The 24,941-nt window shown below is 69.5% G+C and carries 21 protein-coding genes; 10 read left to right on the top strand and 11 right to left on the bottom strand.

What is annotated here, in order from left to right:
* Positions 1 to 221 precede the first annotated feature (221 nt).
* The 6 genes from rpsA (at position 222) to mepA (ending at position 5,797) form a co-directional block, all read left to right on the top strand.
* Positions 222 to 1,916 (top strand): 30S ribosomal protein S1, encoded by a 1,695-nt coding sequence (gene rpsA, locus J3S89_RS02215; RefSeq protein ID WP_217925845.1) that lies wholly within the window; start codon positions 222 to 224, stop codon positions 1,914 to 1,916.
* Between the two features lie 188 nt (positions 1,917 to 2,104).
* Positions 2,105 to 3,094 carry a signal peptide peptidase SppA gene (gene sppA, locus J3S89_RS02210; protein WP_217925844.1) on the top strand — a complete coding sequence of 330 codons (990 nt, stop codon included), beginning with the start codon at positions 2,105 to 2,107 and terminating at the stop codon, positions 3,092 to 3,094.
* The gene (locus J3S89_RS02205; RefSeq protein ID WP_217925843.1) at positions 3,091 to 3,387 is read left to right on the top strand and encodes an integration host factor subunit beta; all 297 of its coding nucleotides are present in this window, start codon (positions 3,091 to 3,093) and stop codon (positions 3,385 to 3,387) included. The genes sppA and J3S89_RS02205 overlap by 4 nt, the downstream gene beginning before the upstream one ends.
* A gap of 41 nt (positions 3,388 to 3,428) precedes the next feature.
* Positions 3,429 to 3,824 (top strand): lipopolysaccharide assembly protein LapA domain-containing protein, encoded by a 396-nt coding sequence (locus J3S89_RS02200; protein ID WP_217925842.1) that lies wholly within the window; start codon positions 3,429 to 3,431, stop codon positions 3,822 to 3,824.
* Positions 3,825 to 3,852: 28 nt separating this feature from the next.
* Positions 3,853 to 4,818, top strand: coding sequence for a bifunctional Delta(1)-pyrroline-2-carboxylate/Delta(1)-piperideine-2-carboxylate reductase (gene lhpI / locus J3S89_RS02195; protein ID WP_217925841.1), 966 nt, complete (start codon positions 3,853 to 3,855; stop codon positions 4,816 to 4,818).
* A gap of 70 nt (positions 4,819 to 4,888) precedes the next feature.
* The gene (mepA, locus tag J3S89_RS02190) at positions 4,889 to 5,797 is read left to right on the top strand and encodes a penicillin-insensitive murein endopeptidase (RefSeq protein WP_217925840.1); all 909 of its coding nucleotides are present in this window, start codon (positions 4,889 to 4,891) and stop codon (positions 5,795 to 5,797) included.
* A gap of 24 nt (positions 5,798 to 5,821) precedes the next feature.
* Here mepA and J3S89_RS02185 read toward each other — a convergent pair whose 3' ends face one another.
* From J3S89_RS02185 to J3S89_RS02175, 3 genes are all read right to left on the bottom strand, one after another.
* Positions 5,822 to 6,337: a TIGR00645 family protein gene (locus J3S89_RS02185; RefSeq protein WP_217925839.1), complete on the bottom strand. Its 516-nt coding sequence runs from the start codon at positions 6,335 to 6,337 to the stop codon at positions 5,822 to 5,824.
* Positions 6,338 to 6,400: 63 nt separating this feature from the next.
* On the bottom strand, positions 6,401 to 7,351 hold the full coding sequence (locus J3S89_RS02180) for a CHAD domain-containing protein (protein ID WP_217925838.1): 951 nt from the start codon (positions 7,349 to 7,351) through the stop codon (positions 6,401 to 6,403).
* A 269-nt stretch (positions 7,352 to 7,620) separates the two neighbouring features.
* A complete protein-coding gene (locus tag J3S89_RS02175) occupies positions 7,621 to 7,938 on the bottom strand; it encodes a hypothetical protein (protein ID WP_217925837.1) in 318 nt (105 codons plus the stop codon).
* Positions 7,939 to 8,269: 331 nt separating this feature from the next.
* Between J3S89_RS02175 and J3S89_RS02170 the strand changes: the two genes are divergently transcribed.
* Both J3S89_RS02170 and J3S89_RS02165 read left to right on the top strand, forming a co-directional pair.
* Positions 8,270 to 10,606 (top strand): NADP-dependent malic enzyme, encoded by a 2,337-nt coding sequence (locus tag J3S89_RS02170; protein WP_217925836.1) that lies wholly within the window; start codon positions 8,270 to 8,272, stop codon positions 10,604 to 10,606.
* A 512-nt stretch (positions 10,607 to 11,118) separates the two neighbouring features.
* On the top strand, positions 11,119 to 13,110 hold the full coding sequence (locus J3S89_RS02165; RefSeq protein WP_230489158.1) for a transglycosylase domain-containing protein: 1,992 nt from the start codon (positions 11,119 to 11,121) through the stop codon (positions 13,108 to 13,110).
* Positions 13,111 to 13,114: 4 nt separating this feature from the next.
* Here the strand turns inward: J3S89_RS02165 and J3S89_RS02160 are convergent, their stop codons facing one another.
* The 5 genes from J3S89_RS02160 to J3S89_RS02140 are packed head-to-tail and all read right to left on the bottom strand — an operon-like array spanning position 13,115 to position 18,163.
* Positions 13,115 to 14,428 (bottom strand): bifunctional folylpolyglutamate synthase/dihydrofolate synthase, encoded by a 1,314-nt coding sequence (locus tag J3S89_RS02160; RefSeq protein WP_230489156.1) that lies wholly within the window; start codon positions 14,426 to 14,428, stop codon positions 13,115 to 13,117.
* 17 nt (positions 14,429 to 14,445) lie between these two features.
* Complete coding sequence (gene accD / locus J3S89_RS02155) at positions 14,446 to 15,345, bottom strand: acetyl-CoA carboxylase, carboxyltransferase subunit beta (protein WP_217925835.1); 900 nt, start codon at positions 15,343 to 15,345, stop codon at positions 14,446 to 14,448.
* Between the two features lie 51 nt (positions 15,346 to 15,396).
* A complete protein-coding gene (gene trpA, locus J3S89_RS02150) occupies positions 15,397 to 16,230 on the bottom strand; it encodes a tryptophan synthase subunit alpha (protein WP_217925834.1) in 834 nt (277 codons plus the stop codon).
* 8 nt (positions 16,231 to 16,238) lie between these two features.
* Positions 16,239 to 17,477 (bottom strand): tryptophan synthase subunit beta, encoded by a 1,239-nt coding sequence (gene trpB, locus J3S89_RS02145; protein WP_217925883.1) that lies wholly within the window; start codon positions 17,475 to 17,477, stop codon positions 16,239 to 16,241.
* A 5-nt stretch (positions 17,478 to 17,482) separates the two neighbouring features.
* Positions 17,483 to 18,163, bottom strand: a complete 681-nt coding sequence (locus tag J3S89_RS02140) for a phosphoribosylanthranilate isomerase (RefSeq protein ID WP_217925833.1) — start codon at positions 18,161 to 18,163, stop codon at positions 17,483 to 17,485.
* Between the two features lie 178 nt (positions 18,164 to 18,341).
* Here J3S89_RS02140 and coaBC point away from each other — a divergent pair, with 178 nt between their 5' ends.
* Together coaBC and J3S89_RS02130 are read left to right on the top strand one after the other, a co-directional pair.
* Entirely contained in the window at positions 18,342 to 19,547 is a 1,206-nt protein-coding gene (coaBC, locus tag J3S89_RS02135) for a bifunctional phosphopantothenoylcysteine decarboxylase/phosphopantothenate--cysteine ligase CoaBC (RefSeq protein WP_217925832.1), read from the top strand.
* A 162-nt stretch (positions 19,548 to 19,709) separates the two neighbouring features.
* On the top strand, positions 19,710 to 21,092 hold the full coding sequence (locus tag J3S89_RS02130) for an aminotransferase-like domain-containing protein (RefSeq protein WP_217925831.1): 1,383 nt from the start codon (positions 19,710 to 19,712) through the stop codon (positions 21,090 to 21,092).
* Between the two features lie 156 nt (positions 21,093 to 21,248).
* On the opposite strand, the gene ccoG is transcribed toward J3S89_RS02130, so the two are convergent.
* The 3 genes from ccoG to J3S89_RS02115 all read right to left on the bottom strand — a co-directional run bounded on the left by ccoG (position 21,249) and on the right by J3S89_RS02115 (position 24,940).
* Entirely contained in the window at positions 21,249 to 22,694 is a 1,446-nt protein-coding gene (gene ccoG / locus J3S89_RS02125) for a cytochrome c oxidase accessory protein CcoG (protein ID WP_217925830.1), read from the bottom strand.
* 175 nt (positions 22,695 to 22,869) lie between these two features.
* Positions 22,870 to 23,079, bottom strand: coding sequence for an HRDC domain-containing protein (locus J3S89_RS23585; protein WP_420801578.1), 210 nt, complete (start codon positions 23,077 to 23,079; stop codon positions 22,870 to 22,872).
* Between the two features lie 94 nt (positions 23,080 to 23,173).
* Complete coding sequence (locus J3S89_RS02115; RefSeq protein WP_217925828.1) at positions 23,174 to 24,940, bottom strand: TIGR03768 family metallophosphoesterase; 1,767 nt, start codon at positions 24,938 to 24,940, stop codon at positions 23,174 to 23,176.
* Between the last annotated feature and the right edge of the window lies 1 nt (position 24,941).

Raw genomic sequence — 24,941 nt, 5'->3', positions numbered from 1 at the left:
CCCTTCCTTATCCCCGGCGTCCGACACGCCGACCCGCACCCGCGGGGGATGGGAAGAGCGGTTCGGACGACAGAAGCGATTTCGATCGATGTTCGCCGGCGCCGGCACCTCGGGGGAGACCTCGGGGCTGTTTCTCGACCAACGAGAAACCGGACGCGATCGAGACCGTCCCCGAACACCAGCCCCCGCCGGCGCAGCCGTTTTCGGCACCAGGAGTTTGAATGTCTCAGATGAACCCCACCCGCGACGAGTTCGCGGCCCTCCTCGAAGAGTCCTTCGAGACCTCGAACCTCTATGAAGGTTCGGTCGTCAAGGGCAAGATCGTCGCGATCGAGAAGGATCTCGCGGTGATCGACGTCGGCCTCAAGGTCGAAGGTCGCGTCGCGCTCAAGGAATTCGGCGCCCAGGGCCGCGACGGCGGCCTCAAGGTCGGCGACGAGGTCGAGGTCTATCTCGATCGTGTCGAGAACGCGCTCGGCGAAGCCGTCATCTCCCGTGAGAAGGCGCGCCGCGAGGAGAGCTGGACCCGTCTCGAGGAGGCCTTCGCCAAGAACGAGAAGGTCACCGGCCTCATCTTCAATCAGGTCAAGGGTGGCTTCACGGTCGACCTCGACGGCGCCGTGGCGTTCCTGCCGCGCTCCCAGGTCGACATCCGTCCGGTCCGCGACGTCGGCCCGCTGATGCACGTTCCGCAGCCCTTCCAGATCCTCAAGATGGACAAGCGCCGCGGCAACATCGTCGTGTCGCGCCGCACCGTCCTCGAGGAGACCCGGGCGGAGCAGCGTTCCGAGCTCGTCCAGAGCCTGCAGGAAGGCCAGATCGTCGACGGCGTGGTCAAGAACATCACCGACTACGGTGCGTTCGTCGACCTCGGCGGCATCGACGGCCTGCTGCACGTCACCGACATCGCGTGGCGCCGCATCAACCATCCCTCCGAGGTGCTGTCGATCGGTCAGACCGTCAAGGTCCAGATCATCCGCGTCAACCCGGAGACCCACCGCATCTCGCTCGGCATGAAGCAGCTCGAGGCGGATCCGTGGGAGGGCATCGTCGCCAAGTATCCGGTGAACGCGAAGTTCGCGGGTCGCGTGACCAACATCACCGACTACGGCGCCTTCGTCGAGCTGGAGCCGGGCATCGAGGGCCTGATCCACGTCTCCGAGATGAGCTGGACCAAGAAGAACGTCCATCCGGGCAAGATCGTTTCGACCTCGCAGGAAGTCGAAGTGATGGTGCTCGAGGTCGATCCGGTCAAGCGCCGCATCTCGCTCGGCCTCAAGCAGACGCTCGCCAACCCCTGGGAGACCTTCGTCGAGAAGTATCCGGCGGGCACCGTGGTCGAGGGCGAGGTCAAGAACAAGACCGAGTTCGGTCTGTTCGTGGGTCTCGACGGCGACGTCGACGGCATGGTCCACCTCTCCGACCTCGACTGGAACCGTCCGGGCGAGCAGGTCATCGAGGAGTTCCGTCGCGGCGACAAGATCAAGGCCGTGGTCCTCGACGTGGACGTCGACAAGGAGCGCATCTCGCTCGGCGTGAAGCAGCTCGCCGGCGACCCCTTCGAGAAGGCCGGCGACATCCGTCGCGGCGCGATCGTGACCTGCGAAGTCACCGAGGTGAAGGATTCGGGCATCGACGTGAAGATCGTCGACAGCGAGTTCACCACCTTCATCAAGCGCTCCGAGCTCGCTCGCGAGCGTGGTGATCAGCGTCCCGACCGCTTCGCCGTCGGCGAGCGCCTCGACGCCCGCGTCATCCAGTTCGACCGCAAGACCCGCAAGGTCTCGGTGTCGATCAAGGCGCTGGAAATGGCCGAGGAGAAGGAAGCGATCGCTCAGTTCGGTTCGTCCGACTCGGGCGCCTCGCTCGGCGATATCCTCGGCGCGGCGCTGCGCGCCCGCACCGAAGACAAGTGATAGGTCGGCCGGCGCGATCCGCGCCGGTCGCCCCGTGATCGCAGAGACCCGCGCCGGGGAACCGGCGCGGGTCTTTTTCGTTTCACTCGCGACATGCGACCGAAGACCGCGCGCCGTCGACGGGGTTGAAGGCCGTCGCCGGGGCTGATACCCCTCGGACCTCGGATCCACCGGCGGAGACCCATTCGATGATGCTCGACCCGGACGCGATCGCCGATCGGCGTCGCCTCGAGCGCAGGCTCGGTCGCTGGCGCATCTTCGCCATTCTCCTCGCGGTCGTCGCCTGCGCCGCGCTCGCGGTGCGCTTCGACCTCGTCGGCGGCGGCACCTCCAAGACCCGGCCCCATGTGGCGCGCATCGCCGTCAAGGGCCTGATGCTGCCCGACCGCGCGCTCATCGCCACCATCGACCAGATGGCCGAGTCCGACGCGGTCAAGGGCGTCGTCGTCGACATCGACAGCCCCGGCGGCGCCACCACCGCCGGCGAGGCGCTCTATCAGGCGCTGCGTCGTCTCGCCGCGAAGAAGCCGACCGTCACCCACGTCGGCTCGCTCGCCGCCTCCGCCGGCTACATGGCGGCCCTCGGCACCGACCACATCGTCGCCCGGCGCTCGGCCCTGACCGGCTCGATCGGCGTCCTCGTGCAATGGGGCGACGTCTCCGAACTGATGAAGACCGTCGGCGTGAAGCTCGAGGAGGTGAAGTCCTCGCCCATGAAGGCCGAGCCGACCCCCTTCAAGCCGACCTCGCCGGAGGCGCGCGCCATGCTCGATCGCGCCATCCGCGACACCTACGACTGGTTCGTCGGCCTCGTCGCCGAGCGCCGCGGCCTCACCCGCGAGCGCGCGCTCGAACTCGCCGACGGCCGCGTCGTCACCGGACATCAGGCGCTCGACCTGAAACTCGTCGACGAAATCGGCGAGGAGAGTGTCGCGGTCGAGTGGTTGCACGCCAAGGGTGTGGCGAGCGGCCTGCCGATCCTCGACTGGAAGCCGAAGGCCGAGGGCGTCGGCTGGCCGCTCGCCGAGAGCCTCGCCGCCGCCGCGACCCGTGGCGTCACCTCCGCCCTCGGTCTCGAAGGCTCGATCGCGACCCTTCGCTCGCTTGACGGACTGCAGTCCGTTTGGCACCTTGGGCGTGACGAAAATCCGAGTAATTCCGAGGGGATCGGTCGATGATCAAGTCCGAGCTGGTGAGCCGGTTGGCCGAGCGCAATCCGCACCTCTACCAGCGCGACGTCGAGCATATCGTCAATGCGGTGCTGGACGAGATCACCGGCGCCCTGACGCGCGGCGATCGGGTCGAATTGCGTGGCTTCGGGGCCTTTTCGGTCAAGAATCGACCCGCCCGCACCGGCCGCAACCCCCGCACCGGCGAAAAGGTGGCGGTGACCGAGAAATACGTGCCGTTCTTCAAGACCGGCAAGGAAATGCGCGAACGCCTGAACGACGGCGTCGATCTCGGCGACTGAGCCTCGCGCGAGTCGCATCACACCCAGCGGGACGAGAACCGATGAAGCGTTTTCTGACCTGGCTTCTGGCGCTGCCGATCGGCATCGTCGTCGTCGCCCTCGCGGTCGCCAACCGTCGCCTCGTCACCCTGTCGCTCGATCCGTTCCGGCCCGACGATCCGGCGCTGTCGATCGCCCTGCCGCTGTTCCTCCTGCCGCTCGGCGCCCTCATCCTCGGCGTCCTCGTCGGCGGTGTCACCGTGTGGTGGCGTCAGGGCAGCTATCGCAAGGCCGCCCGCGCCGGCCGCCGCGAGGCCGCCAAGCTCGAGGCGGAGCGCTCGCGCCTCGCCGCGGAGGTCGCCGCCCGCGACGGCGTCGTCTCCGGCCTCGTCACCTTGCCCGGTGCCGGCCAGACCCGCGCCGCCCTTCCCACCCCCGACACCGGCCGCGCCGCCTGACGCGCGCCGTCCGAGCGGAGAAGACCCGATGATCGGCATCGATGCCGACGCGATCGATCGCGTCGCGACGCGCGCCTCCATGGTCGAAGCCCTGCGCGCCGGCTTCCGCGAGGCCTTCGTCACCCCCGTCCGCCATCACCATCCGATGCGTCGCGCCGGCGAGGACGACGCCATGCTCCTCTTGATGCCGGCCTGGAGCGACACCTCCTCGACCATGACCGAGGACGCGGTGATGGGCGTCAAGATCGTCTCCGTGGTCCCCGGCAACGCCACCCGGGGCGTCGCCTCGGTGATCGGCGCCTATGTGCTGATGTCCGGCGTCACCGGCGCGCCGCTGGCCGTGCTCGACGGCACCCGCCTGACCCTGTGGCGCACCGCCGCCGCCTCGGCCCTCGCCGCCGACTACCTCGCCCGCCCCGACGCCCGCCGCCTCACCATGGTCGGCGCCGGTTCGTTGAGCGAACATCTGATCGAGGCGCACGCGGCGATTCGCCCCATCGAGGTGGTGACGATCTGGAACCGCTCGCTCGCCAAGGCCGAGGCCCTGGCCGCCCGCTTCGCCGGCCGCCCCTTCCGGGTGCGCGCCACCTCCGATCTCGAGGCGGCGGTCCGCGACGCCGACGTCGTCTCCGCCGCCACCATGTCGAGCGAGCCGCTGGTCCGTGGCGCGTGGCTCGCCCCCGGCACTCACGTCGATCTGGTCGGCGGCTACACCCCGACCATGCGGGAGGCCGACGACGCCACGATCGCCCGCGCCCGCGTCCATGTCGACACCCGCGCCGGCGCCCTGAAGGAGGCCGGCGACCTCACCCAGCCGCTCGCCTCCGGCGTCCTCACCGAGGCGGCGGTCGCCGGCGAACTCGCCGAGCTCTGCCGGGGCGCCGTCGCCGGCCGCGCGAGCGCCGAGGAGATCACCCTCTTCAAGTCGGTCGGCACCGCGCTCGAGGATCTGGTCGCGGCGCGGCTCGTCTATCGCGCGGTCGCCGCCGCGTGAACATGGTCGACGATTCGTAAAGATCCCGCCTGTAGGATCCTGCGACGTTCCTCCCGCCTCGAGGCCCGCCATGCGATCGACCCTTCCGCTCGTCGCCGCCGTGCTCCTCGCCTCGCTCGCCCCCGCCGCCGCCCAATCCTCGGGCACGGAAGGGCGGAGCGAGATGGAGAAGGCCCGCGACGCCCTTCCCGCCGATGCCGCCAAGGTCTTGTTCGGGGCCGCCGCGGCGCCCGCGCCGCTCGAGGCCCGGTCGATCGGCGCCTATGCGCGCGGCTGCCTCGCCGGCGCGGTGGCGCTGCCGGTCGACGGCAACGCTTGGCAGGTGATGCGCCTGTCGCGCAATCGCAATTGGGGCCACCCGGCGCTGATCGCCTTCCTCGAGCGCTTCGCCGCGAAGGGCCGCGCCGTCGGCTGGCCCGGCCTTCTCGTGGGCGACATGTCGCAACCGCGTGGCGGCCCGATGCTGACCGGACACGCCAGCCATCAGCTCGGCCTCGACGCCGACATCTGGTTCTCGCCCATGCCCGATCGCACCCTGTCGTCGCAGGAGCGCGAGACCATCTCGGCGGTGTCGATGGTGAACATGGCAGCGCGCGAACTCGACCGCACCAGATGGACCGAGACCCGGGCGAAACTGATGCGCGAGGCGGCGCGCGATCCGGAGGTGGCGCGCATCTTCGTCAATCCGCCGATCAAGAAGGCACTGTGCGACTGGGCGACCGGCGACCGTCATTGGCTCGCCAAGGTCCGCCCCTGGTACGGCCACAACTACCATTTCCACATCCGCCTCGCCTGCCCCCACGGCGAGACCGCCTGCAAGGATCAGCCGGCCCCGCCCGACGGCGACGGCTGCGGCGCGGATCTGGCGTGGTGGCTCGGCCCCGAGCCGTGGAAGCCGAGCCCGCCGGAAAAGCCGAGCCCGCCGCTCACCCTCGCCGACCTGCCCTCGGCCTGTCGCGAGGTGCTGGTGGCGCGCTGAGGCGAGCCGCGGCGCGGCCGGAGATCAGTGCAGCGCGCCTTGCGTCTCGTGGGCGCCGTGGATCTTGTCCATCAGCGCCAGGAGAACGCCGGACACGACGAAGACGACGTGGATGATCGTCATCCACATGATGTCGCGATCGGTGAATTTCCCGATGTCCATGAAGATCTTCAAAAGGTGAATACCCGAGATCGCCACGATGGAGGCGATCAGCTTGATCTTCAGGGCGGCGAAATCGACCTTGCCCTTCCAGTCCGGCTGATCCTCGTGATCGCCCACGTCGATCTTGGAGACGAAGTTCTCGTAACCGGAGAAGATGACGATCAGCAGAAGATTGCCGGCGAGCGTCAGGTCGATCAGCGACAGGATCGCCAGCACGGTCTGCGCCTCGCTCGCCGTCACCGCGTGCAGCGCGAATTCGACCAGCCCCTGCAGGAACTTCAACATCAGCACCAGCAGCGCGCCGACGAGCCCCACATACATCGGCGCCATCAGCCAGCGGCTGGCGAAGAGGCCGCGTTCGATGAATTTCTCGGCCATCGCCGTCTCCGTGATCGCTCCGGCGCGACGGCGCCGGGAACATGTTGCGTTGCGAAAGCCCTATCAGAGTTCCCGCAGGGCCTCCAGATCCCGGGCGAAGGCCCGCGTGCGCAGATCGTAGAGTTCGCCGCCGAGATCGAGCGCCACCTTCCTGAGCTTGCGCCGCCGCCGCGCGATCAGCTCGAGCAGGTCGTCGCGGCCCTCGCTCGGCGCCAGGAAGCCGGGCTCGGTCTCGAGATGATGCCGCATCACCGCCAGATCGTGCTCCTCGCCGAGGATTTCGCCGAGTTGCTCGAGATCGGTCTGGATCGAGCGGCTGGTCACCGCGGTCGCGATCGGCACGATCGCCGAGAGATGGCGCCGCTGCTTGACCCGTTTGCGCCAGTCGTGCAGCGCCTTGCCGGTCGCCCCGTCGTCGATCTCGCGCCAGTCCTTGCGGCCGCGCCGATAGCTCGCCACCAGCGCCTCGACGAGGAGCGGCCCGCCCTCGAAGACGAGCGGCAGCGACCGCGCGTCGGCCTCGCAGGCGCGCAGCCGCGCCGCCACTTCGTCGAACGGCGGCACCTCGAGATGCGCCCGTTCGGCCCGCGCCGCGCAGCGCGCCTCGAGCAACTTCGCCGCCGGATCGGCCCGCCCCGCCGCCCGCTCCACGAGCCGGCTCGCCTCCGCCGCCATCACGTCGGCGTCGCGGGCCTCGGCGAGCAGACGGCCGGCGTCGCGCACCTGACGGATCCGCCCCTCGCGATTGGCCCCGGGCAGAGGCTCCAGCACCGCCCACAGACTGCGCACCCGCTTCAAGGCGCGCCGGGTCCGGTGCACCCTCTCGGCGCGGGAGAGATCGGGATCGCAGACGATGGCGCGCGCGCCGGTGATCTCGTCGATCAGGATACGGCGCAGCGCCCCCGCCAGGGTCTCGCCGGAGCGCGGCAGGTAGCGCGCCTTGCCGACCGGGGAGTGGGCGAAGACGTCCTCGGGAGGCGCCGTCGGCCCGGTGTCCATCGCGGGCTGGGTCATGCCGCCCTCCCGATCCGCGCCGCGCCGGTGGCCACGACGGTGCCGTTCACCGAGCCGCCGCGACGTCCGACGGCGTCCCGACACGGCGCGATGGTACGAGAGCCGAATGGGTTCAACGGGGTCTCCTCGCTCGACGCGGTCTCGTGATCCCGAACGCGACGATCAGTCTATCACGGTCCGGGCGGGCGTCGTCTTCGAGGAGATAAGATGCTTGTTCGACGGTTCCATGACGGTCCGTCACGCGGGACCCGTGCCGAGCGCGGCACGCCTCACGGCGGCGGCAGGGCCTCGTCCTCCACCGGCAGCGCCACCGCCACCAGCAGCGCGCCGACGACGCCGAGCAGCACCCAGGTCGGAAGGGTCGTCAGCGCGGACTTCATCGCCGCCCAGACCCCTTCGCCGAGACGCCCCTCGACGAAGGCGGCGACGGCGGCGAGCGAACCCGGCGCCAGCTCGCTCCAGGTGTCCGCCGCCGTGCTCATGGCGACCTTCGAGGCGGCGATGCTCTTCATCCCGTCGATCATCGCCGCGGCGAAGCCGCCGGCGAGACACCACAGGCCGAGCACGCGAACCATGAAACGAAACATGCCGACCGTCCCCTTCGACCCGGTTCGATCCTCGCGGCGCCCGTCGACGACGACGGCGCCACCACCCCTGTTTACGGTGCGGCAGCGACACGCGCAACGCGCCATCACGCCGCGCAACCCGCCTCGTGTTGCGATGCAGCATGAAATGAATTGATTTTTCAATCGATTACGAGGCATTTCATGCGAAGTGACGACTTGCTCCCGCCGGATTGGGGCGCTAACGCTTGCGGCCCGTGGTCGCAGTCGAAAGTCGAGTTTTCGAGACTTTCATTCGGAATCGGTTCGAGAACGAGCCGACGTCGCGCACGGGCCACGCACACGGGAGCACCCGATGACGACCGAGCCGACCAGCGAGAGCGCCAAGACCTTCAGCCAGCGTTCGCACAACGACGAACTCTCGGACGCCGCGCTCTACTTCCACAAATACCCGCGGCCCGGCAAGCTCGAGGTTCAGCCGACCAAGCCGCTCGGCAACCAGCGCGACCTGGCGCTCGCCTATTCGCCGGGCGTCGCCGCCCCGTGCCTCGCCATCGAGGCGGATCCCGAACGCGCCGACGACTACACCGCCCGCGCCAATCTGGTCGCCGTGGTCTCCAACGGCACCGCCGTTCTCGGCCTCGGCAACATCGGTCCGCTCGCTTCCAAGCCGGTGATGGAGGGCAAGGCCGTCCTCTTCAAGAAATTCGCCGGCATCGACGTCTTCGACATCGAGATCGACGCCCCCGAGGTCGACCGCATGGTCGAGGTCGTCTCGGCGCTGGAGCCGACCTTCGGCGGCATCAACCTCGAGGACATCAAGGCCCCCGAGTGTTTCGAGGTCGAGCGTCGCCTGCGCGAGAAGATGAAGATCCCGGTCTTCCACGACGATCAGCACGGCACCGCCATCATCGTCGCCGCCGCCATCCTCAACGGCCTCGAAGTGGCCGGAAAGACCCTCGCCGACGTCAAGATCGTCGCCTCCGGCGCAGGTGCTGCGGCGCTCGCCTGTCTCAACCTCCTGGTCTCGCTCGGCGCCACCCGCTCCAACATCTGGGTCTGCGACCTCGAGGGCCTCGTCTGGGAAGGCCGCACCGTCCACATGGACCAGTGGAAGGCGGTCTATGCGCAGCCCTCCGACAAGCGCACCCTCGCCGAGGTGATCGACGGCGCCGACGTCTTCCTCGGCCTTTCCGCCGGCGGCGTGCTGAAGCCGGAACTGCTGAAGCAGATGGCCGATCGTCCGATGATCATGGCGCTCGCCAATCCGACGCCGGAAATCATGCCCGACCTCGCCCGCGAGGTCCGCCCCGACGCCATGATCTGCACCGGACGCTCCGATTTCGCCAATCAGGTCAACAACGTCCTCTGTTTCCCGCACATCTTCCGCGGCGCCCTCGACGTCGGCGCCACGGCGATCGACGAGAACATGAAACAGGCGGCGGTGCGCGCCATCGCCGAACTCGCCCACGAGGAGGCCGGCGATCTCAGGAACGCCGACGGCGGCCCGGTCGTGTTCGGTCCGGACTATCTGATCCCCTCGCCCTTCGATCGCCGTCTGATCCTGCGCATCGCCCCCGCCGTCGCCAAGGCGGCGATGGAATCGGGCGTGGCGCGCCGGCCGATCCGCGACTTCGACGCCTATGTCGAGGAGCTGACCCGCTTCGTCTTCCGCTCCGGCCTGATCATGAAGCCGATCACCGCCGCCGCGAAGGCGACCCGCGAGAAGGCCCGCATCGTCTATTCCGACGGCGAGGACGAGCGCGTCCTGCGCGCCGCCCAGGTGCTGCTCGAGGAGGACATCGCTCAGCCGATCCTGATCGGCCGCCCCAAGGTGATCGAGGCGCGCTGCGAGCGGTTCGGCCTCAAGATCCGTCCCGGCGTCGAATTCGAGGTGGTCGATCCGGCCAACGACCGGCGCTTCAACGAGTACACCCAGACCTATTTCGCCAAGGTCGGCCGCAAGGGCGTCACCCCCGACGGCGCCAAGACCATCGTGCGCTCCAACACCACGGTGATCGGCGCCATCGCCGTCGAGCGCGGCGACGCCGATGCCCTGATCTGCGGCCTCGAGGGCGGTTTCGAACGCCATCGCAAGGTGGTCAGCGACGTCGTCGGTTTCGACAGCCCCGACATGGACTTCTCGACCGTGTCCCTGCTGATCGCCCAGAAGGGCGCCTGGTTCCTCACCGACACCTATGTGACGCCGGATCCGACCTGCGAGGAGATCGCCCACGCCACCATCCTCGCGGCGCGCCACATCCGCCGATTCGGCCTCGAGCCCAAGGCGGCGCTCCTGTCGGCCTCGAACTTCGGCTCGCGCGACCTGCCTTCCGCCCGCAAGATGCGCAAGGCCCTCGATCTCGTCCGCGCCCTCGATCCCGGCCTCGAGATCGACGGCGAAATGCACGGCGACGCGGCGATCGTCCGCGCCATCCGCGAGCGAATCATGCCGGACTCGACCCTGAAGAGCGACGCCAACCTCCTGGTCTTTCCCTCGCTCGACTCGGCCAACATCGCCCTCAACCTGATCAAGGCGATGACCGACGCCCTCCACGTCGGCCCGATCCTGCTCGGCGCGGCGAAACCCGCCCACATCCTCACCCCCTCGGTGACCTCGCGCGGCGTCGTCAACATGTCGACGCTGGCCGCCGTCGAGGCGATGTCGCGCAAATTCGCCGAACGCGCCTGACGACGAGGACGGGGAGCCGCCCGGCCCCCCGCCCCCGGATCGCTCTCGGTTAACCTCGCCTTAAAACGCCCCCAATACCCTCCCATCAGGGAGACCGTCGCCGAAGAGGGGACGATCGCGAGGGTTGGAGGGACGGTGTGGCGAAGCGAGCGGATCGACGTCGAGATCCCGTCTTCGAGGACGACGAAGAGGCCCCCGATCGCCTCGATCTGCGCCTGCGCCCCGAGGATCGCCCCACCGCCGGCCGCGGCCCGGTGCGCCGTGGCCCGCCCCGCGAAGTCGGGCGCGGCCGCATCGAACCCACCCTCTACATCGAGGAACGGCCGCTCTCCGCCCAGCGCGACGACGATTTCGATCGCCCCCGCCGGCGCGAGCGCGTCGCCCGGGACGAGGAGGCCTCCGAGATGACCGACGCTCCCGAACCCCGGCGCCCGCGCCGCGGCGGCTCCGGCCGCCCGCCCGGCGGTTTCGGCCGATTCGTCCGCCGGGCCTTCTACTGGGGCTTCGTTCTGATGATCTGGGGCGCCATCGGCGTCGGCGGGATCGTGCTCTACTACGGCGCGCGCCTGCCGCCGACCTCCGAATGGGCGGTGCCCAAGCGCCCGGCCAACGTCAAGATCGTCTCCGCCGACGGCAAGCTCGTCGGCAATCGCGGCGACACCGGCGGCGAGGCGGTCAAGATCAAGGACCTGCCGCCGTGGCTGCCCGGTGCCGTCATCGCCATCGAGGACCGCCGTTTCCGCGATCACTTCGGCATCGACCCGATCGGTCTCGCGCGTGCCGTCGTGGTGAACCTGACCGCGCGCGGCGTCTCCCAGGGCGGCTCGACGCTGACCCAGCAGCTCGCCAAGAACCTGTTCCTGACCCAGGAACGCACCTTCGGCCGCAAGGTCCAGGAGGTCCTGCTCGCCCTGTGGCTGGAGCACACCTACACCAAGGATCAGATCCTCGAACTCTACCTCAATCGCGTCTACATGGGCGCCGGCGCCTATGGCGTCGACGCCGCCGCCCGCCGCTATTTCGGCAAGTCGGCCCGCGACGTGACGCCGATGGAGGCGGCCATGCTCGCCGGCCTGCTCAAGGCCCCGTCGCGCTACGCCCCCTCGCGCGATCCCGATCGCGCCAAGGCGCGCGCGCAGACCGTGCTCGCCGCCATGGTGGAGACCGGCGTCATCTCCGAGGAGCAGCGTCAGGCGGCGATCGCCCAGCCGCGCATGATCTTCACCCAACCCAACTCCGGCTCCGAGAACTACGTCGCCGACTGGGTGATGGATCAGGTGCCGAGCTACATCGGCTCGATCGACAAGGACATCGTCGTCGAGACCACGATCGATTCCTCGCTCCAGATCCTCGCCGAGGCGGCGCTCCAGGCCGGCATGGCCCAGTTCGGCGACAAGAAGGACGTGAGCCAGGGCGCGATCGTCTCCCTCGACCCGAACGGCGCGGTGAAGGCCCTCGTCGGCGGCATCGACTACACCAAGTCGCAGTTCAACCGCGCCGTCGCCGCCAAGCGTCAGCCGGGCTCCGCCTTCAAGCCCTTCGTCTATCTGACCGCGATGGAACACGGGCTGACCCCGGACACCGTCCGCGACGACACCCCCTTCACCTACAAGGGCTGGAGCCCGAAGAACTACGAGAAGGAGTTCCGTGGGCCGGTGACGCTGAAGGACGCGCTCGCCCATTCGATCAACACCGTCGCCGCCAAGCTCGCCATCGAGGTCGGCCCGAAGAACGTCGCCGAGACGGCGATGCGCCTCGGCATCACCTCGCCGCTGATGGCGACCCCGTCGATCGCGCTCGGCACCTCGGAGGTGACCCCGCTCGAGATCACCGGCGCCTATGTTCCCTTCTCCAACGGCGGCCAGGGCGTGGTGCCCCACGTCATCACCACCATTCGTGGCGCCGACGGCAAGATCCTCTACAAGCGGAAGGGCACCGGCATCGGCCGCGTCATCGAACCCGTGCCGCTCGCCGAGATGAACACCATGCTCGCCGAGACGCTGGCGACCGGCACCGGCCGCAAGGCCCAGATCCCCGGCTGGCCCGCCGCCGGCAAGACCGGCACGAGCCAGGATTTCCGCGACGCCTGGTTCATCGGCTACACCGGCCTTCTCACCACCGGCGTCTGGCTCGGCAACGACGACGGCGCCCCTACCAAGCGCGGCACCGGCGGCACGCTCGCCGCCGTGGTGTGGCAGCGTTTCATGCTGGACGCCCATCGCGGCCGTCAGGCCATGGCGATCCCCGGCACGACCGGCCGCGCCTATGCCCGCGACGACACCGGAGCACCCGACCGCCCCGCGCCCCAGGACGCCATGTCGGGGGGACGCGCCGAAGCGATCCCGATGGTCGATGCCGGCCGGCAGGTCGCCGTGCCGCTGGCGCCACCGCGCCCGCGCGCCCGGCCCGCCGACCCCGAGACCACCGGCTCGCTCCCCAGGCGCTCCTACGAGCGCGATCCGCAGACGCTCGGCGAATTCCTCGGCGGCCTCTTCGGACGGTGAAGGATCAGACCGGCGGCGTGCCGTTCTCGCGCAACACCTCGCCGGCGAGATAGAGCGAGCCGCCGATCAGAATGCGCTGCGGCGTCGCGTCCGCCCCCGCCCGCAGATCGTCCAACGCGCCGCCGACGCTTCCCGCCGCCGTCGCCGCCAGCCCGAGGCGGTCGCGTAGAAGCGCCGCCAGAGCCTCGGGATCACGGCCCGGATGCTCGCCGCCGGTGATCGGCACCGTCGTCACCGTGTCGACGAGCCCGGCGAAGGGCGCGAAGAAGCCGAACGGATCCTTGGTCTCGAGCAGACCGGCGATCAGGTGGAGCGGTCGCGGGGCTCGGCGCCCGAGCGCCGCGAGCGTCGCGGCGATCCTCACCCCCGCCCCCGGATTGTGGCCGCCGTCGAGCCAGATCTCGGCGCCGGGCGGGGCGCGGTCGACCAGAGCCCCGCGCGTCAGCGGCTGCATCCGCGCCGGCCAATCGACCGAAGTGAGCCCGCGCCCGATCGTCTCGGCGTCGAGATCGAACCCCGCCGCCTCCAGCGCCGCGATCGCCGTGCCGGCGTTCTCGACCTGATGCGGTCCGAGGAGACGCGGCATCGGCAGATCGATCAGCCCGCGCTCGCTCTGGAAGATCAGACGTCCGCCGTCCTCGCTCGCGCTCCACTCTCGCCCGCCGAGCGCGAGCCGCACCCCGGCCCGTGCCGCCGCGCGCTCGAGCACCGCGACGACGGCGTCCTCCTGCGGGCTCGCCACCACCGGCCGGCCGCGCTCGACGATCCCCGCCTTCTCGGCGGCGATCTTCTCGAGCGTGTCGCCGAGAAAGGCCTCGTGATCCATCGAAATCGGCGTGATCACCGAGACGAGACGGTTCTCGACCACGTTGGTCGCGTCGAGCCGCCCGCCGAGCCCGACCTCGAGCAGGGTGACGTCGGCCGGGGTCTCGGCGAAGAGCAGGAAGGCGGCGATGGTCGCCAGTTCGAAGAAGGTGATCGGCTCGCCGTCGTTGGCCGCCTCGGCCCGCGCGATCGCTTCCGCCAGCGCCGCGTCGGTGGCGATGGCGCCGGCGACCCGTACCCGTTCGGCGAAGCGCACCAGATGCGGCGAGGTATAGACGTGGACCCGGCGTCCCGACGCCTCGAGCATCGCCCGCAGAAAGGCCGTGGTCGAGCCCTTGCCGTTGGTCCCGGCGACGTGGATCACCGGCGGGATCGCCCGTTGCGGATCCCCGAGCCGGGCGAGCACCCGTCGCATCCGGTCGAGACCGAGGTCCCAACCGGCCGGCACGGTCTTGGCGAGCCGCGCCAACAGCGCGTCGAGCGACGACGGCATCGGACCTCCGGAGCGCCTCAGGCGGCCTCGTCCGCGACCGGCACCACGGCGGTGCCGTGCTTGGGCCGATCCTTCTTCATGAAGAGATGGGCGAGATTGGCGATCGTCCCACGGATCTGGTGGCGCGGCACCACCATGTCGACCATGCCGTGATCGAACAGATATTCGGAGCGCTGGAAGCCCTCCGGCAGCTTCTCGCGGATCGTCTGCTCGATGACGCGCGGCCCGGCGAAGCCGATCAGCGCGCCCGGTTCGGCGATGTGGACGTCGCCGAGCATCGCGTAGGAGGCGGTGACGCCGCCGGTCGTCGGATTGGTCAGCACGACGAAATAGGGGAGCTTCGCCCGCCGCAGCGCCTGCACCGCCACCGTGGTGCGCGGCATCTGCATCAGCGACAGGATGCCCTCCTGCATGCGCGCGCCGCCCGAGGCGACGAACAGCACGAAGGGCGTGCCGCGATCACGCGCCGTGAGCATCGCCGTCACGATCGCCTCGCCGGCCGCCATGCCGAGCGAGCCGCCCATGAACTCGAAGTCCTGGACCGCGGCGGTGAGCACGAGCCCCTCGACGGTGCCGAAGCCGATCTGCACCGCGTCGTCCTTGCCGGTCTTGGCGCGGGCGTCCTTGATGCGATCGACGTAGCGGCGCTCGTCACGGAACTTGAGCGGATCGGGGGTGACCGTCGGCGACGGGATCGCGGTCCATTCGCCGCGATCGAACAGCGTGTCGAGCCGCGCCTTGGCCGGCATCCGCATATGGTGCCCGGACGACGGCACGACATAGAGATTGGCCTCGAGATCGCGGTGGAACACCATCTCGCCGGTCTCCGGACACTTGATCCAGAGGTTTTCCGGCGTGTCCTTCTTGGTCAGAAGGCTCTTGATCTTCGGGCGGACGACATTGGTGAGCCAGTTCAAAGGGCTTCTCCATGATCGGTCGCGACCCCAGGGGGCGCGCGACCCGAAAACTCACTCGGCGGCACGGGCGGCGGCGACGCCCCGCGCCAGATCGGCGACCAGAGTCGTCACCGCGGCGACGGTCGCCGGGCTCGCCTTGCCGTCGACGAGGCTTCCCGCGATCGCCTGGACGATCGCCGAGCCCACCACGACGCCGTCGGCGTTGCGGCCGATCTCGCGCGCCGTCTCCGCGTCGCGCACCCCGAAGCCGACCGCGACCGGCAGGCTGGTGTGGCGCTTGATGCGGCCGACGGCCTCCGCGACCCGGGCGGCGTCGGGCTTGGCCGCGCCGGTGATCCCGGTGATCGATACGTAATAGACGAAACCGGAGGTGTTCGCGAGCACTCTGGGCAGACGATGGTCGTCGGTGGTCGGCGTCGCCAGACGGATGAAGTTGAGACCGGCCGCCAAGGCCGGCGTGCACAGCTCGTCGTCCGCCTCCGGCGGCAGGTCCACGACGATCAGCCCATCGACCCCGGCCGCCTTCGCGTCCGTCAGGAACCGCTCGGGTCCATAGACGTAGATCGGGTTGTAATAGCCCATCAGCACGATCGGCGTCTCGGCGTCGGCCGCGCGGAAGCGGCGCACCAGTTCGATCGTCTTGACGAGCGTCTGGCCACCGTGGAGCGCACGCAGGCCCGCCGCCTGGATCGCCGGCCCGTCGGCCATCGGATCGGAGAAGGGCATGCCGATCTCGATCACGTCGGCGCCGGCCGCCGGCAGCGCCGAGACGATCGAGAGCGCGGTGTCGAAATCGGGGTCGCCGGCCATCACGAAGGTGACGAGCGCCGGACGGCCCTGGGCGGCGACGGCGGCGAAGCGGCGGGAGATGCGGGTTTCGGTCATCGCTTCGCTCACATCTCGCTCATCGTCTCGCCGAGGTAGCCCGCGACCGAGAACACGTCCTTGTCGCCGCGACCGGAGAGGCACAGCACGATCGATTTGTCCTTGTCCATGGTCGGAGCGAGCTTCAACACATGGGCGAGCGCATGGCTCGGCTCCAGCGCCGGAATGATGCCCTCGAGCTTGGAGCAGAGCACGAAGGCGTCGAGCGCCTCCTTGTCGGTCGCCGGCACATAGGTGACGCGGCCGGTGTCCTTCAGCCAGGAATGTTCCGGCCCGACTCCGGGATAATCGAGCCCGGCGGAGATCGAATGCCCCTCGAGGATCTGCCCGTCGCCGTCCTGCAGGAGATAGGTGCGGTTGCCGTGCAGCACGCCCGGACGCCCGCCCGTCATCGACGCGGCATGACCGTTCGGCACGTCGACGCCGTGGCCGCCCGCCTCGACGCCGTAGATCGCGACCTCCGGGTCGTCGAGGAAGGGATGGAAGAGACCGATGGCGTTCGAGCCGCCGCCGATGCAGGCGATCACCGCGTCGGGGAGCCTGCCCTTGGCTGCGTGGAACTGCTCCTTGGTCTCGGTGCCGATCACCGACTGGAAGTCGCGCACCATCGCCGGATAGGGATGCGGCCCCGCCGCCGTGCCGATCAGGTAATAGGTGTCCGCGACGTTGGTGACCCAGTCGCGCAGCGCCTCGTTCATCGCGTCCTTGAGCGTGCCCGCGCCCGACGTCACCGGGTTGACCTCGGCGCCGAGCAGCTTCATGCGGAACACGTTGGGCTTCTGCCGCTCGACGTCGGTGGCGCCCATGTAGACGACGCAGGGCAGCCCGAACCGGGCCGAGACGGTGGCCGACGCCACGCCGTGCTGGCCGGCGCCGGTCTCGGCGATGATCCGCGTCTTGCCCATGCGGCGGGCGAGCAGGATCTGGCCGAGGCAGTTGTTGATCTTGTGCGAGCCGGTGTGGTTCAGCTCCTCGCGCTTGAACCAGATCTCGGCGCCGAACTTGCCGCCGGTCAGCGCCCGGCAGTGCTCGGTCAGCCGTTCGGCGTAATAGAGCGCGCTCGGCCGCCCCGCGTAATGGGTCGAGAGCGACGCCAGCTCCGCCTTGAAGGCGGGATCCTTGCGGGCGTCGTCATAGGCCTGTTCCAGCTCGAGGATCAGCGGCATCAGAGTCTCGGCGACGAAGCGTCCGCCGTAGAGGCCGAAGAACCCGCGCTCGTCCGGTCCGTTGCGCAGCGAATTGGGCATGGTGGTCACGGGCGGGAACCTCGAGTTCTCTCGCGAAGCCGGTCGGCCTCGCGCGCGTGGGCGATGAAGGCGCGGATCCTCTCGGGATCCTTGACGCCGGGGGCGCTCTCCACGCCCGACGAGACGTCGACGCTCGACACGCCGGTGATCGCCAGGGCTTCAGCCACGGTCTCCGGCGTGAGGCCCCCCGATAGCATGACCGGCCGACCCGGGTCGAGATCGCGGATGAGCCGCCAGTCGAAGGAGAACCCGTTGCCGCCGGGCAGCGCGTCCGGTCGCCGCGGCGGCTTGGCGTCGAAGAGGATGCGATCGACATGCGGCACGAACGAGGCGACGACCTCGAGATCCTCCGGCTCGGCGACCGCGAGCGCCTTCATGACCGGCACCCCCGTCGCCGCGCGGATCGCCGCCGACCGCTCCGGGCTCTCGTGCCCATGCAACTGGAAGAGATCGGGACGAACCCGCGCCGCGATCGACGCGATCGCCGCATCGTCGGCATCGACGACCAGCGCCACGACCCGCGCCCGGCCGCGCGCGCGTTCCGCCAACACCACCGCCTCGTCGAGCGAGACGTTGCGCGGGCTCTTCGGGAAGAAGACGAGACCGACGAGATCGGCGCCCGCCTCGAGCGCCGCGTCGAGCGCCTCGATCGTCTTCAGGCCGCAGATCTTCACCTCGAGCGTCATCGTCACCTCTGGCGGGCACGGGCCCCGGGAGTCCGCGGATCTCTGCCACGCGACGGCCTCCGAGTCCATGGGCGGAGGCGCCCGACCGGATCGTGACGAGCGCCCCCGCGCCCTGCTAGGGTGCGCGCCCATGAAGGCCGAGGCACCATCGGCCACCTCCCTCGGGGACAAACGGTCCATGCTCGCGTCGAAGCGCATTCTTCTCGTCATCGCCGGCGGCATCGCCGCCTACAAATGCCTCGAACTGATCCGCCGCCTGCGCGAGCGCGGCGCCCACGTCCGCGTGGTGATGACGAAGGCGGCGCAACAGTTCGTGACGCCCCTGTCCGTCGGCGCCCTCTCCGAGGACCGCGTCTATACCGACCTCTTCGATCTCACCGCCGAGCACGAGATCGGCCACATCCGCCTCTCCCGCGAGGCCGACCTGATCGTGGTGGCGCCCGCGACCGCCGATCTCCTCGCCAAGATGGCGAACGGCCTCTGCGACGACCTCGCCTCGAACGTCCTGCTCGCCACCGACAAGCCGGTGCTGGCCGCCCCGGCGATGAACCCGCGCATGTGGGGCCACCCGGCGACGCGGCGCAACGTCGCCCGTCTGGTCGCCGACGGCATCCGCTTCGTCGGCCCCAACAGCGGCGCCATGGCCGAGCGCGGCGAATTCGGCGCCGGCCGCATGGCCGAGCCGATGGAGATCCTCGCCGCGATCGAGGCGCAGTTCGAGGCGGCGGGCGAAGGCCGCCCGCTCGCCGGCCGCCGCGTCGTCGTCACCGCCGGCCCGACCCACGAGCCGATCGACCCGGTCCGCTACATCGCCAACCGCTCCTCGGGCAAACAGGGCTTCGCGATCGCCGCCGCACTGGCGCGTGCCGGCGCCACGGTGACGCTGGTCGCCGGCCCCGTCGGCCTCGCCGATCCGGAAGGCGTGACGGTGATCCGCGTCGAGACCGCGCGCGAGATGCTGGCGGCGGTCGAAGGCGCGCTGCCCTGCGACGTCGCGGTGATGGCCGCCGCCGTCGCCGACTGGCGGGTCGCCTCCGAGGCCTCGGAAAAGATCAAGAAGGGCCCGGAAGGCACCCCCTCGCTCGCCTTCGTCGAGAACCCCGACATCCTCGCGACCGTCGGCCGCCACCCGACGCTGCGCCCGAAACTCGTCATCGGCTTCGCCGCCGAGACGGAGAACCTGCTCGCCAACGCGCAGGCGAAACTCGCCAAGAAGGGCGCGGATCTGATCGTCGCCAACGACGTCTCCCCCGAGACCGGCATCATGGGCGGCGACCGCAACACCGTCCGCCTCGTCGAAGCCTCGGGCGTGACGGACTGGCCGGACATGGCCAAGGACGAGGTCGCGGAGAAGCTGGTGGCGGTGGTGGTGGAGAGGGTGTGAAGAGGGGAGGCTTTGCGCCGAATGCGACCGCGCGATCCCTGTCGTCGTGAAATGGTTTCATCGCGAAGGGTCGCGATGCCGCGACGCTCGGTCCATTGACCGCCCTTCCCACCTGCCCGACAATGCCGGAAATGCATGCATGTCGGTCGAGGGTGACTTCCTATGGCGCGCGGGGATGGGCTGATCGATTGGGTGAGCCCGCTCGTGCCGGGTGCCGAGCCCTACTATCTGCAGATCGTCCAATTCATCGAGGAGGCGGTCGAAGTCGGTCGGCTCCACCCCGGCGATCGGCTGCCTCCCCAGCGACGGCTCGCCGATGTGCTCGGCGTGGACTTCACCACCGTCACCCGGGCCTATGGAGAGGCACGGCGGCGCGGGCTTCTCGAAGCGGTGACGGGGCGTGGGTCGTTCGTTTCGCCCCGGCGTGAGACGGCCGGTCCACCGATCGATCTCGGTATGAACATCCCGCCACCGCCCACCGGCATGCGTCTGGGGGACGCGATCCGCGACGCCATCGGCGAAATCCTGACACGTACGGACGCCAATCTGCTGATGGCCTATCACGCCGGCGCGGGCTCACGGGCGGAGAGGGCCGCCGCAGCGATCTGGCTGCGGCCGCTCTGGCCGGAGGTCGACGCCGACCGGATCGTGGTCTGCGCGGGTGCTCAGACGGCACTCGTCGCTCTCCTCTGCAGATTGGTCCCCGACGGCGGCTCGGTTCTCTGCGAGGCGCTCACCTATCCCGGCCTGATCGCGGCGAGCGTCGAGACGAAGCGGAAGACCATACCCGTCGCCATCGACGGCGAAGGGATGGTGCCGGAGGCGCTCGCGGAGGAGGCGCAGCGCACCGGGGCGAAGGTGGTGGTGATCACGCCGACCATCCACAATCCGACCACCGCGACCATGTCGGAGGCCCGACGCGAGGCGATCGTCTCCGTCGCCCGCCGGCTCGATCTCACGATCGTCGAGGACGACCCCTACGCCCTGCTGGCTCTGAAGAGCGCACCGGCGCCGCTCGCCGCGCGGGCGCCGGAGCGGACGTGGTACGTCGCTTCACTCTCGAAGACACTGTCGCCGGGTCTGCGTACGGCCTATCTGGTCGCACCCGTGACGGCGGACCTCGACCCGTTGCTGTCCCTCCTGTCGGCGTTGGCACGGATGCCCGCGCCGTTGATGACGGCGCTCGCGACCCATTGGATCACCATCGGTCTCGCGCGTGACATCCTCGAGCGTGTCCGGGCCGAGGCGGAACAGCGTCAGGCGCTCGCCCGCCGCGTCCTGCCGCAAGCGCTCGGTCATCCCAGTGGCCTGCACGTGTGGTTGGCGCTGCCGGCCGACTGGGACCGCCACCGGCTGATCCAGACGGTTCGCCGCGAGGGGCTCGGCATCGTCGCCTCCGACGCCTTCGCCGTCGCACGGCCGACGACCGACGCCGTGCGATTGGCGCTCGGCGGCGTCGGCGATCGCGCCCGTCTCGCGGAGGCCCTGACGCTGATCGCCCGGACGATCTCGCGCGCCCCCGAAGAGGGCCGCGCGATCGTCTGATACCGAGCCTACGAAGCTTCGACCTTTTCGAAACTTCGTAGGCGAAGGCAAACCCGAACGGGCGTCGGCCGGTCAGGCCGTGACCTCGTGAGATGCCGACGGGTCGGAATTTCATGAGACTGGTACGAGCCCCCTCGGCGGGCGCGGCGGCGGCTCTCAGGGAACCGCGAAATGGTCCTCGACCGTGAGATCGCGCGCGTCGGCGCTGCGGGCGGTCACCCACAACGACATGCGCGGCGAGGTGACGCCGTCGGCCGGCACCGTGACCAGCAAGCGGACGTCGCGCCCCGAATCGGCCGGCACCGTGACCACGAGCCCGCCGGACGGCGACGGGGTCGCCGTCGCCGCCTCGATGCGCGCGCCCTTCGGCAAGGGCGAGACCGAGATCTCGAAGGATCGTTCCACCGCCGCCATGTTCGACAGACGCAGGGTGTAGGCGTTGCGGATCGAGCCGTCGGAGTTGACGACAGCGATCGGATTGCGATCGTGAAGCACCGCCAGCATTTCCGCCGGCCGCGTCGCGAGCCGCCAGACCAGCACGCCGGAAACCAGGACGATCAGCGCCGCGTACATCACCGTCCGCGGTCTGACGAACCGATGGACCGGAGTTTCGCCGCGAACGCGCGCTTCGAGCGCCGCGTCGGAGTCGTAGGCGATCAACCGCGTCGGCCGACCGATCCGTGTCATGACCTCGTCGCAGGCGTCGATGCACAGGCCGCACTGGATGCAGCCCATCTGGAGCCCGTCGCGGATGTCGACGCCGGTCGGACAGACCGCGACGCAGCGTCCACAGTCGACGCAGTCACCCGCGCGGCCGCCCTCCGCGCGCACCCGCTCGCCCGACTTCAGCCGACCCCGCGGCTCGCCGCGATCCCAGCGGTAGGTGACGTTGAGGGCCCATTCATCGGTGAGCGCGGCCTGAATGCGAGGCCACGGGCACATGTAGAGGCAGACCTGTTCGCGCGAGAACCCCGCCAGCAGGTAGGTCGTGGTGGTCAGAATGCCGATCCAGACGAGCGCGACCGCCGGGGGCTCGCCGCGCGCGAAGGCGGCGACGAGCTTCGGCGCGTCGGTGAACCAGAAGACGAAGGCGCCGCCCGTGGCCATGGCGATCACCAGCCACGCGGCGTGGGTCGCGGCCTTGCGCAAGAGCCGATCGAAGGTCCACGGACCCGCGTCGCGGCGCATCTGTTCGCGTCGCTCGCCCTCGATGGCACGCTCGACGCGCCGAAAGAGATCGGTCCAGACGGTCTGCGGGCAGAGGTATCCGCACCACGCCCGGCCGACCAGCGCCGTCGTCAGGAACAGGGCGAGCGCCGCGACGATCATCAGTCCGGTGACGTAATAGACCTCCTGCGGCCAGATCTCGAGACCGAAGAACCAGAAGCGTTGCCCGACGAAGTCGAAGAGAACCGCCTGATCGGGACGCCCCGGACCCCGATCGAAACGCAGGAACGGCACCAGATAGTAGACTGCGAGCGCCGCGAACGTCAGCACCCACTTCAGCCGTCGATAGGGTCCGTGGACCGTCGCCGGATAGATCTTCGTCTCCTCGAGGCGAAGCGGGACCCCGCCTCTTTCATCGGCACCGAACGCGCGCATGGACTCCCCCCGCCCTCCCGAACCGCCGCCGGGAGGCTGACATCTACGAATACATACATTTCATAATTTGCATGCAGTCAATTTCAAATGCGACTGTATGTCGCCCTGCGCCCGCGCGAACCGAGCGGCGCGGGCACACCGAATTCAACGTCCTCTCCGAAGCGAGCGAAGCCCCTCACCCAGATCGCCCGAACGCCTTCACCGCCCTCGGAAACACGTCACCGAACCGCGTCGGCTTCGCCGCGCCGGCCTCGTGGAGCGTCGCCATCTCGCTCCGCGTCGTCGGGCGAAGCTCGGCCATTTCGATGAGCGTGCGGTCGACGAAGGCCCCATGGGGGCGCGTTCGGTTCGCGGGCGACCACGCCGCGCACCGTCTCAGGGCCACGAGCCCTCGCGTCCTCACCCGATCGATCTCCGGCGCCGTGGTCGAGGCCTCTCGGCCTCGAGCCGCGCGAAGTCGGCGCGGGCGGTCCTGAAGATCACCCCGCCGGATACCGCGCCTTCAGCACCGCCGTCATCGCCGGGCTCAGGACCTTCACCAATTCGGCGTTGTAGGATCCCATCGGCATCAGATGGATGGTCGGATCCTCGGTCGGATTGGCGGTGCGGATGTCGGCCTTGACGATCTGCTGCGCCGCCACCGCGTAGTCGCGCGATTTCGCCGCCGGCGTGCCCTTGGCGACCGCCGGGTCGACGTTGGTGGTCACGATCGAGATCGTCTGATCGGCGTTGACGTAGATCTCGAAGGTCCGGAACTGCTGCGGGAAGTCGCGCAGCGACGAGGTCTCGACGTGCCAGAAGCCCTTTTCCGGGGCGCCGGCGGGATCCGGCGAGACGAAGGCCTTGACCGTGTTGAGGTGGCGATGCCCGGCGACCCACATCAGGAGGTTCGGGTGGGCGTGCAGCTCGGCGACCAGATCCGGCAGCGTCACCGCGTTCTGCGGATCCATCCACCAGCCCATCTCCGAATGCGGCGCCGTCGGCTCGACGCCGATCGGGATGTGCGCGGCGATGATCATCAACTGACCCGCCGCGTCGCCGTCGGCCAGTTCCTTCTTGAGCCAGGCCCACCGCTCCGCGTCGAGGAAGCCGTGGCCATGGATGTCGAGCGACCGATCGTCGTCGAGCTGGGTGTCGTCGAGCGCGATGATCTTGATCGGCACGTCCGACTTCGGAACGAAACTGTAGCAGGCGAAGCCCTTCTCGGCCGCCGCCGCGTCGAAGCCGTGGCCGGCCGGCGCGCTCGTCGTCGTGAAGAACTCCTTCATCCATTCGACCCGCGTCAGCGAGCGGCGATCGGGATCGGCCGCGACCTTCGGCGGAGCGTCGAAATCGGCGGCGACCCCGGTATGGACGACGTCGCCGAGCGGCTTCGAGCCGTCGAGCACGCCCATGTAGAAGGTCCGCTCGCGGATCCGCGTGGGATCGGCGAGGACGTCGCCGGCCGCGAACACCTCGTCGGCGACATAGGAGGCGCGCAGGTCCTTGCGCGGACCGTGGTCGACCGAGACCGAGCCGAGCCAGAAGTGATCGTGATTGCCGAGCACCTGATACCAGGGGATCGACGCGTCCAGGCCGACCGCCTTGAACGGCTTCTGGAAGTCGATCGTCTTCGCCCCGAGATGGGCGCCCGAACTCGGCCGGATCGTCTTGCCGTCGAGAACGTCGATGTACCAGCGCAGCTCGTTGTACTGCGTGCTGTTGCAGACGTCGCCGAGCGACAGACCGAAATCGAACGGCGTCTTGCGATGCAGGGCGTTGATCGTCTGGACGGCGGCGTCGAGCACATGGGTCGTATAGAGCATCACGCCCGAATAGAGCGAGGTGCCGACCGGGGTCGTCGGATGCATGCGCTGGATGTAGATGCCCTGGTTGGGCGCTTCCTTGTCGGTGATGTGGATGTCGGTGATGGTGAAGAAGGAGAGGAGCTTCCTCCGCCCGGCCGTCGACGGGGCGACGGCGCCGGGCGCCGTCAGGTCGGTGCGCCGGACATGGGCGAGCGGGGCGCCCCAGGTCCATTTGCCCGCGCCGAATTTCCCGTAATGGGCGATGTCCTGGAGCCGGACCGGGCCCGAGGGGCCGGCCCCCGGCACGATGGTCCGCTCGGCCGTCGTCGACACGTCGGAGGCGATCGCATGGACCTTCGGCGCCTTCGGCATCGCCGCCTCGGCTCGGCCCCAGCCGAGGGGGGTGAGCGTCATCGCGCAGAAGAGCGCGCCGAAGTCGCGACGTGACAGGTCGTCCATG

Origin of the sequence: Pinisolibacter aquiterrae, from assembly GCF_019160155.1 — a bacterium.
Lineage (GTDB): Bacteria > Pseudomonadota > Alphaproteobacteria > Rhizobiales > Ancalomicrobiaceae > Pinisolibacter > Pinisolibacter aquiterrae.
This window is presented reverse-complemented; position numbering and strand designations above follow the sequence as displayed.